The sequence below is a fragment of the Syntrophomonas sp. UBA1041 genome, assembly GCF_002316705.1.
Taxonomy (GTDB): Bacteria; Bacillota; Syntrophomonadia; order Syntrophomonadales; family Syntrophomonadaceae; genus DTU019.
Genome location: NZ_DCEA01000081.1, coordinates 2,021 through 11,500 on the forward strand (window position 1 = coordinate 2,021; position 9,480 = coordinate 11,500).

The following is a 9,480-nucleotide window of genomic DNA, read 5'->3' on the forward strand; positions in this document are numbered from 1 at the left end:
GGAACGGGAGCTGGAACTGGAAGGCCTGCGTTTGGAAGAACAAAACGCCGCACAAGAGTTATATGATATTCAAGCCCATATTGCCGAACTGCGCTCAGCCTTGCAATTAAGCCAGGAACGCATTGCCAATTACCGGGAAAGACTTAAGGCGGCCCTGGCTGATGCCGCCAAATATGCCGCCCAGTTAAACAAGATCGACCAGGATCTGCTTATCAACAGAGAGGATTATAACCAGCAGCAGCTGTTGTGTGAGGAGCTGGAACAGCAGTGTGTGCAGATAGAAAAGGATGCCTGCGACCTGGAGCAGTCCCTGGCCCTAAAAGCCAAGCTCTTTGAAGAACACAAAGCGCATTTATTCGCGTATACCCAGCGGGAGACCAGAGTCAAAAACGCTATACAGGAGCAACAGGAGCGCTTGCTGAAAAGCCGCGAACGCAGGTTTAGACTGGAGACGCAGTATGAACAGCTTGACCGCCAGCTGAAAGAGGCAGGCCAAGAACAAGCCCGGTACCATGAGGAAATGGAGCAAATCGAAAAGCAGCTGGAGCATCTCCATGCCTCCATCGGGCTGGCCGGGGAAGCCAGAGCCGAAGCGGCGCGGAAAGTGACAGAAGCGGAAGGGCTGATTCAGCAGCAGCAAAAGCAAATCGACCAGCAGGGCACCCGTTTGGAGAGTCTGCGGAGTATGCGCGAAAACCTGAGCGGCTATGCACCCGGGGTAAAAGCCGTGATGAAATGGGCCCATGACGGGGAGCTGGGCGGGATTCTGGGGATAGTGGGGGAAATCCTGGAAGTGCCCCCGGGGCTGGAGACCGCAATTGACATCGCCGCGGGGAGAAGCCTGGAAAACATAGTAGTGGAGAGCAGCCATGACGCCCGCCTGGTTATTGAGCGCCTCAAGAGCCGGCGCGCGGGCCGCGTCACCTGCCTGCCTCTGGACAGCCTGCGATTGCGCAGGGTGCCTGAAGAGGTGGTAAAAAAGTCCCTGGCCGTTAAAGGGGTGATGGGCAGCGCTGACCGCCTGGTGCAGTGTCTGTCCAGGTACCGCGTGGTCCTGGAGTATCTGCTAGGGAGGGTGTTGGTGGTGGAAAACCTGCACAGCGGGATGCAGGCCTATAAAAAGATAAATTATCCCTGGACACTGGTATCCCTGGAAGGGGATATCATCAACCCCGGCGGGGCTATGAGCGGCGGAACCGCAGCTGACCGCGGCCCCAGCCGTCTGCAGCGCCGGGCAGAAGAGAACAGGCTGGAGGCCGAATTGCTGGCCCAGCAGTCCGGGATGAACCAACTCAAGCAGGCACTGGCTTCAGCCCGCTCCGAATTAGAGGCTGTTGATCTGCAAACCGCCGGCTTGAAAAAGCAGCATATTGAGTATACTCTCAAAAAGGAATGGCTTGAAACCCAGATAAAAACCGCGGCTGACCATATGCACAAATTTCAGCAACAGCGCCAGGAAGCCAGCCGTGATATAGCAAGTATAGATGAGCAATCGCTGCAAATAGAACAGGACGTGACCGGCTTGAAACAACAGTGGCAGGCTTTACAGCTGCAACAGCAGGCTGATTCCAGCCAGTTGGAAGAACAGAAGGAGACCTTGGTCAGACTAAGGCAGGATCTCGAGGTGTTGCGCGAGCGTTCTTCATCCTATCATGAACAACTACACATGAAAAAGAGGGAGTTGGACAACCAGCATAAGAACCTGCTGCAGTTTGAAGCGGTTCAGGGCTCTTATCGGCAGTCCCGCCAGGAGGCCCAGGACTTGCTGGAGCGGTTGCAGAACGATACCGAGGCGGAAACCCGCAGAACCGGCAGCCTTGAACAGGAAATATCCCAGGCGGTGCTGGAGGCCGAAGCTAAGCGGGAGAAGCTGGAAGTCTTGAAAAGCAGAGAAATCCAATGCAGAACCGATGTCGGCCAGCTCAAAGCCGGCCTGGGGCCGGTATCGGCAGAAATTGAAAAGCTGGAACAAGTCATTCGCCAGCAGGAACTCAATTTGGCCCGACTGGAGACCGAGTTTTCGGGCCTGCATCTTCAGTGGAGCGAAAAGCTGGGCGAAACCCCGATTCCGGAAATCGACCTTAAAGCGATGAGAGCAGCCGAGCTGCGCAGCATCAAGCAAGAGCTGGGAGTTCTCAAAGAAAACCTTGAAGCCCTGGGAATGGTGGATATCTCAGCAATTGAGGAATCCCAGGCTCTGGAGAGCAAACTGGGCTTTATTGAACAGCAATATCTCGACCTGGGGGAGGCCCGCTCATCACTGTTGAATCTGCTGGCCGAAACCGAACGTCTCATGTCGCTCGACTTCAACAAGTTCATGACTCAGGCCAACCAGAGTTTTGCCCGGACTTTTGCGGAGATGTTCAACGGCGGGGAGGGACGCCTGATGGTTGAAACCGGAGCCAGCGGCCTGGAGGCAGGCGTAGACATTGAGGTAAAAATACCCGGCAAACGGATTCAGTCGCTGAATTTATTATCGGGCGGAGAGCGGGCCTTGACCTGTATCGCCTTTTTATTCGCTTTGATTCGCCTTAAACCGATTCCATTCTGCTTACTGGATGAAATCGACGCCGCCCTGGATGAAACCAATCTGATACGATTTACCGGCTTCCTGCAGGGCATATGCCGGGAGACCCAGTTTATTGTGGTAACCCATCGACAGACCACCATTGAATGTGGCAATACTATATACGGGATAACCATGGCTGAAAAAGGGATCAGCGGGGTATACACTCTGTCTTTGGAGGATGTACCCAGTAAAGCGGGCTAAACCTGATTACATCGAAACTGAAAGGATGAGACCATGTCGCTTTTCAATCGCAAAAAGAAAACCCCGCCCGGTGAAACGGCGGCGCCCGAGACAGGGACGGAAAAGCTGGCGGAAGCCCCGGAGCCCGAGAAGAACGGGTTTTTGAACCGCATCAATCCCTTCGCCAAAAAGGAAACGCCCCCGCAGGAAACGGAAACCGGCCTGGCCGCTGGTGGCCGGACGATGACAGCAGGGGCAGCGGATGGCCTGGATTCTGAAAGGGAAGGTTTTCTGAATCTTATCAAACCCTTCTCCAAAAAAGAAGCTTCGGGAGCGGAAGAGGAAACCGGCACAGCCGGTGATCAGCCTGAGGAGCCGAAATACCCCGAGAAAGAAAACGGCAAGCTTCGGTTTAACTTTCTGCAGAAATTTAAACAGGGTTTGAGCAAGACCCGGGAGAATCTGGCCGGGAAAATACAGGAATTGGTAAAGAACACCCGCAAGCTGGATGAGGAATTCTGGGAAGAACTTGAAGAAATACTCATACAGGCCGATGTGGGCATGAACACCTCGGTGGAGTTGGTGGAAAAGATTAGGCTGGCCGCCAAAAAGCAGCGCATCCATGACTCCCATGAGGTCCTGGCCTTAATTCGCGAAGAGGTGGCCCTTCTGCTGCAGAATACACAGCCCCTCAATCTGGACGGGCTTAAACCGGCTATCATCCTGGTCGTAGGGGTAAATGGCGCCGGAAAAACCACCTCGATCGCTAAACTGGCCTATCGTTTCAAACAAGAGGGCTTAAACGTAATCCTGGCGGCTGCGGACACCTTCAGAGCCGCAGCCATCGATCAGCTGCAGATATGGGCTGATCGGGTGGGGGTGGAACTGATCAAGCATCGCGAAGGGTCCGACCCTGGTGCGGTGGTTTATGACGCCATCAATGCCGCCCGGGCACGCCAGGCGGATATCCTCATAATAGATACCGCAGGGCGACTGCAGAATAAGACCAATCTAATGAAAGAGCTGGCTAAAGTAAGAAAGATTATCGAGAGGGAAATTGGGCAAGAACCACAAGAGGTCTTGCTGGTATTAGACGCCACCACCGGTCAGAACGCAATAAGTCAGGCCCGTATCTTTCAGGAAGCTACCGGTGTATCCGGCATTGTTCTCACCAAGCTGGATGGCACTGCCAAAGGAGGCATAGTCCTGGCCATCGCCAGGGAGCTGGAACTGCCGGTCAAGCTGATCGGAATTGGGGAAACTCTGGATGATTTGAGGGATTTCGACCCTAATTTATTCGCTCAGGCCTTGTTTGACACTGATAATACAAATGCTCAATCCTAATAAGCTATCTGTGAGGAGGAATTTACTTGATTAAAGCAGCCATCATCGGAGGCACCGGCATATACAGCCCAGATGCCCTGGAAAATCGCCGCGAGGTCCTTCAGCAAACCAAATTTGGAGTAGTTGCGGTCACTGTAGGCAGTTACAAAGGAGTGGAATTGGCCTTTATTCCCAGACATGGGGCTAAACACAGTGTGCCCCCGCATCTGGTGAATTACCGCGCCAACATATTGGCTTTGTACAAACTGGGGGTCAGAAATATCCTGGCTACAGCTGCAGTAGGATCCTTGAACTATGATTTTAAGCCCGGCCATTTCGTCCTGGTAGACCAGTTCCTGGACTTCACCAAATCACGTCCCGCTACTTTATATGAAGGCGGGGATATGGGGGTGGTGCACTGTGATATGACCGTGCCCTATTGCCCCCGGCTGAGGTCTGCCGTAATGGAAGCCGCCAATGGCCTGCAGTATCAGGTCAGCAACGGCGGGGTGTATGTATGCACCGAGGGTCCGCGCTTCGAAACCGCAGCGGAAATTTCGGTGTATAAACTCTTAGGCGGAGATGTGGTGGGGATGACCAGTGTCCCCGAGGTCTGCCTGGCCAGGGAATTGGGAATGTGTTACGCTACTGTGGCTACCATCACCAATTTTGCCGCCGGCATTTCGCCAACTATTTTAACCCATAGTGAAGTGTATGAAGTTATGAAGAACAACACCGCCTCGGTACGCCAGCTTTTGCTGGAGAGCACCCTGTTAATTGAAAAGCAGGCTAAAGAATGCGATTGTGCGCGCATCCTTGAGGAAATAGAGGTCAAGCTATGATCGCGACGGTGCGCTTTGATAATGAAGCCGTGGTGGTATTGGACCAGAGTAAGCTGCCCGGGGAGGTGGTATTCGCGCCTTGCCATACGCCGCAGGAGGTGGCTGCGGCTATCCGTTCCATGAAGGTACGCGGCGCACCGCTTATCGGTGTGGTGGCGGCTTTCGGACTGGCCCTGGGGATGCGGCGCTATAACGGCTCCCCGGCAGAAATGGATGCTCATTTCTATAAGACCAGGGATTTGCTGGCCTCCACCAGGCCGACCGCAGTCAATCTCTTCTGGGCCTTGCAGCGCATGGAGCAGCTGTACCTGCAGCACCGTCATCAGGCCCGGGGCGAAGTGGCGGCACTGTTGCTCAATGAAGCCCAGAAGATGTGTGCAGAGGATATAGCCGTTAATAGGACCATTGGAGAAAATGGGGAAGCTCTTCTTCCTGCGGGGGCGCAGGTGATGACGATTTGTAATGCCGGCACTCTGGCAACCTGTGGATATGGGACCGCCCTGGGGGTGATCCGTTCAGCGGCCGCCCGCAATAAAGTCGATATGGTGTGGGCCTGCGAGACCCGCCCGGTTCTGCAGGGGGCCCGGCTGACCGTGTGGGAATTAATGCAGGATCATATCCCGGTAACATTGATTACCGACAGTATGGCCGCCTACACCATGCAGCTGGGGAAAGTGGACGCCATAATTGTTGGCGCCGACCGCATTGCCGCCAATGGCGACACAGCCAATAAAATCGGCACTTTTTCTCTGGCGGTTTTGGCCCAGTACCATCAGATCCCATTTTACGTAGCCGCACCTTCATCTACCGTCGATATCAGCTTGCCCGACGGAGGGGCTATCATCATTGAAGAACGCCATGAGGATGAGGTCAGACGGTGTGCGGACGCCTACCTTACGGTTCCGGAGGTGAAAGTATTCAACCCCGCTTTTGATGTGACCCCACAGCACTTGATCACCGGCATAATAACCGAAGGCGGCGTTATTAGAGCCCCGTTTGCGGATGGCTTACGCAAGCTCAAGGAAGGGCGGTGACGTCATGTTTAGTTCCATGGAAGTGAGGCGCCAGGTTCTGGAGGCGGCCCGGGAGATTTCAAGCAGCGGCATGGTAATCGGAACCTGGGGCAATGTGAGCGCCCGGGCCACTGAGACCGAGGGCTTCGTCATCACCCCCAGCGGTATGGACTATGCCGTCCTGACCCCGGAGGATATGGTGGTGGTGGATTACAATCGGCAGGTAATAGAAGGGAAGTTCCGTCCCTCCAGCGAGACTCCCCTGCATCTGGCTATATACCTGGCCAGACCGGATGTACAGGCGATAGTACACGTCCACAGTCCATTTGCGACTGCCTTTGCCGTGGCTGGAATCCCCATTCCGGTCATATTGGAGGAAACCGCTCAGGCCATCGGCCATGAAATTGCAGTTGTTCCTTATGCGCGGACCGGCACCCGCAAGCTGGCTGAATACACCGTTAAAACACTTGGGGAGAAGGGTTGTGCCGCTTTGTTGTCAAATCATGGCGTGATCGGGGTTGGGGGCAGTATGGCTCAGGCTTTGAGGATATGCTATGTGATCGAACAGACCGCGCAGGTGGGGCTCTATGCCCGTATGCTGGGGCCGCTTCAGGGGCTGCCCGAAGATGAGGTCAATTTGCTTCATGCAGGGTTCCAGAAGTACGGACAAAAGAAATAACAGTTAATGACTAGATGGGATTTGACCCGGCTAATTGGATTGAGGGCTGAAGGAGGTTAGGTAAATGTCGAATTTAATGATAGAGAATGTAGCTATTCTCCCTATGAGCGGTGAAGACAGTTTAATAGAGAAGGGATATCTGATCATAGCCGATGATGTCATCGACCGGATGGGTTCGGGCGCAGCTCCTCAGGGGAGTTATGAGCGAATTATCGATGGCAGCGGGCAGGTGGTGCTGCCGGGTTTGGTCAATACCCACACCCATGCCGCCATGACCCTGCTCAGGGGTTATGCCGATGACCTGCCTCTGATGGAATGGCTCTCCACCAAGATCTGGCCCCTGGAAGCCAAACTCAATGGCGAGGACATCTATTGGGGCACCATGCTGGCCATAGTGGAAATGATCAAATCCGGCACCACTACTTTCAATGATATGTATTTTTTCATGAGTCAGGCCGCCCGGGCGGTGGAAACTTCAGGGATTCGCGCGGTCTTGAGCCGGGGCATGATCGGTGTTTCCCCGGAAAGTCAGTCGGCCCTGGATGACAGCCGCAAACTGGTGGCTCAATGGCATGGCGCCGCTAAAGGACGCATTCGTTTCGCCCTGGGACCTCACGCTCCGTATACCTGTCCCCCGGAATATCTTAAACAAGTAGTGGCCTTGGCAGAAGAGCTTGAGGTAGGCATACATATACATATCTCCGAAACCCGTCAAGAGATGGAAGACATCGTAAAGCAATACGGAGTCTCGCCGGTAAAACTGATGCTTGAAAATGGCGTTTTCACCCGCCCTACACTGGCCGCCCACTGTGTGCACGTGAGTGATGATGACATTGCCATTTTGCAGCAGAACAGGGTCGGTGTAGCCCACAATCCGGAAAGCAACATGAAGCTGGCCAGCGGAGTCGCACCGGTTCCAGCCATGCTAAGGGCTGGGATTGCGGTAGGATTAGGAACGGATGGGGCTTCCAGCAATAATAATCTGGATATGCTAGAGGAGATGCGCAGCTGTGCCTTGCTGCATAAAGTCAACAGTATGGATCCCACAGTGTTGCCTGCTTATCAGGCCCTGGAAATGGGAACTGCCCTGGGTGCTCGAGCCCTGGGTTGGGATGACCAGATAGGGATCTTAAAACCCGGGTACAAGGCCGACATGATAATGGTCAACCTCACCGCGGCTCATATGATTCCACGTTACGATATCCTGGCCAATATCATTTATTCGGGTCAGGCCGCGGATGTTGATACCGTGATCGTCGATGGCCAAATCATCATGGAGCACCGCCGGATTACCAAATTTGATGAGCAGGAGGTTTTGAACAAATGTAAGGCCATAGCCCGCGATTTAATCAGTCGATAGGGCGTATACCGAACGGATTGTAAAGAAAGGGGTAGCTCATTGGTTCCAGCCATATCATTTGTAGGACATCACAACAGCGGTAAGACCACCCTATTGGTTAAGGTGATCCGTCATCTGACTCTCTGGAATATCCGTACCGCAGTAATAAAACATTCTCAGCATGGCTTCGATTTGCCGGTTGAAAAGGACTCCGAGCGCTTTTATCAAGCCGGTTCGGGTTTGGTATACGCATCTTCTCCAAAAATGTCCTTGCGCTATCGCCGGGAGAGAATAGAAAGAAATCTTAGCGATATATATGATGAGGTTAAGGCTGATGCCGACCTGGTGATTACCGAAGGCTATAAAACCGGGCCATATCCAAAAATCGAGGTGGTACGCCAGGCTACCGGAGACCTGTTGCCAGATCTCCCCAATCTTATCGGGCGTGTATCCGACCGCCAGGTCAATGACGGGATTCCCTGCTTCGGATTTGATCAGGACCTGGAAATTGCCCGCTTCATAGTAGACAGATTCCGGCTATTGTAAAAAGGTATAACAAAGGTACAGGTTTTTTGCTCCCGAGACGGAACGCACCTGTACCTTTTTATTTCATAATCTATTTGTTGCTCCAATCATTGTTGTGATTGCTGTATCCTTTTTCTTCAGCCAACAAATCCAGATATATAGTCTGAATGTTGGCCAGGAACAAGTCGGTAGGCAATCCGGAGGGACGCTCGTCATATGTTTTCAAGTACCCCCGGCATTTTTCACAAGTATATAACTGATTGGAAGTATCATTTTCCACAGAGATATAATTGATTTTGCCCGGTTCATCATTACCGCAATGTACACATTCCAGGTAGCGGGTTTCCCATTCAATAAAGCAACGGTCACAGAACATGAAACGCCTTCCGTCCTCAGCGCGCAGGCGGCTGAAATGTGATCTGCTGCCGCATATCGGGCAGATAGTGGGCAGATCCCAGTTCTGGTAAGTGTGCTCTAATATATCGGCCTGATAATGAGCTGCATATACACGCAGGAAGGGTCTGATGGCATGATCCAGTGCGAATATAAACAGCTCCGGGGATATCTTGAGTGAATGAGCCAGTTGTTCCAGATAATCCATATCTTGCTCAATCAACCGGGCAATCAGCACAGGAAAGTTGAAATCGGGAACCTCTTTTTGTATTATTTCCAGATTAGATGCTATATCAGGACGCTGTTTAATTAGAAAAACCAACAAATCATCCAGCACTTGCCGGTATAAAACAGGGTCGATTTGCAGTCCGGTGGTGATAATCAAAGGCCGGCGGTGTTTGGCGATCTTTCGCTGCGGTTCTTCGGCTTTTTCCACGTCCACAGCGGCTTGAAGCTTGATCTGTTGTTCATTCTGCCAGGATTCAAGGCTGGAGAAAAATTCCATATAACCGCTGGGCAGCTGTACAGGTATCTTACTTGGCATCTCGATTCACTCCTCTAATTAAAGCCTGATAAATAAACCTTGTGGTAATAGAAAAGGGGGAGGCTTACTCCCC

8 protein-coding genes are annotated in these 9,480 nt (G+C 52.9%); 7 read left to right on the plus strand and 1 reads right to left on the minus strand.

The genetic code is table 11. The annotated features are described in order from the left end of the window. From B2633_RS12195 to mobB, 7 genes are all read left to right on the plus strand, one after another. Positions 1-2,770 (plus strand): coiled-coil domain-containing protein (locus B2633_RS12195; RefSeq protein WP_483170957.1); only part of this gene is annotated, 2,770 nt, incomplete at its 5' end. 33 nt (positions 2,771-2,803) lie between these two features. After that, positions 2,804-4,093 (plus strand): signal recognition particle-docking protein FtsY, encoded by a 1,290-nt coding sequence (gene ftsY, locus B2633_RS12200; protein ID WP_483170958.1) that lies wholly within the window; start codon positions 2,804-2,806, stop codon positions 4,091-4,093. Positions 4,094-4,119: 26 nt separating this feature from the next. Continuing rightward, the gene (gene mtnP / locus B2633_RS12205) at positions 4,120-4,914 is read left to right on the plus strand and encodes an S-methyl-5'-thioadenosine phosphorylase (protein WP_483170960.1); all 795 of its coding nucleotides are present in this window, start codon (positions 4,120-4,122) and stop codon (positions 4,912-4,914) included. After that, positions 4,914-5,948 (plus strand): S-methyl-5-thioribose-1-phosphate isomerase, encoded by a 1,035-nt coding sequence (mtnA, locus tag B2633_RS12210; protein WP_483170967.1) that lies wholly within the window; start codon positions 4,914-4,916, stop codon positions 5,946-5,948. The genes mtnP and mtnA overlap by 1 nt, the downstream gene beginning before the upstream one ends. A gap of 4 nt (positions 5,949-5,952) precedes the next feature. Then, entirely contained in the window at positions 5,953-6,606 is a 654-nt protein-coding gene (locus B2633_RS12215; protein ID WP_483170961.1) for a class II aldolase/adducin family protein, read from the plus strand. Positions 6,607-6,670: 64 nt separating this feature from the next. Continuing rightward, positions 6,671-7,966 carry an amidohydrolase gene (locus B2633_RS12220; protein ID WP_483170962.1) on the plus strand — a complete coding sequence of 432 codons (1,296 nt, stop codon included), beginning with the start codon at positions 6,671-6,673 and terminating at the stop codon, positions 7,964-7,966. A gap of 39 nt (positions 7,967-8,005) precedes the next feature. After that, positions 8,006-8,491 carry a molybdopterin-guanine dinucleotide biosynthesis protein B gene (mobB, locus tag B2633_RS12225; RefSeq protein WP_483170964.1) on the plus strand — a complete coding sequence of 162 codons (486 nt, stop codon included), beginning with the start codon at positions 8,006-8,008 and terminating at the stop codon, positions 8,489-8,491. A gap of 70 nt (positions 8,492-8,561) precedes the next feature. Here the strand turns inward: mobB and B2633_RS12230 are convergent, their stop codons facing one another. Beyond that, on the minus strand, positions 8,562-9,407 hold the full coding sequence (locus B2633_RS12230) for a formate dehydrogenase accessory protein FdhE (RefSeq protein WP_483170966.1): 846 nt from the start codon (positions 9,405-9,407) through the stop codon (positions 8,562-8,564). Between the last annotated feature and the right edge of the window lie 73 nt (positions 9,408-9,480).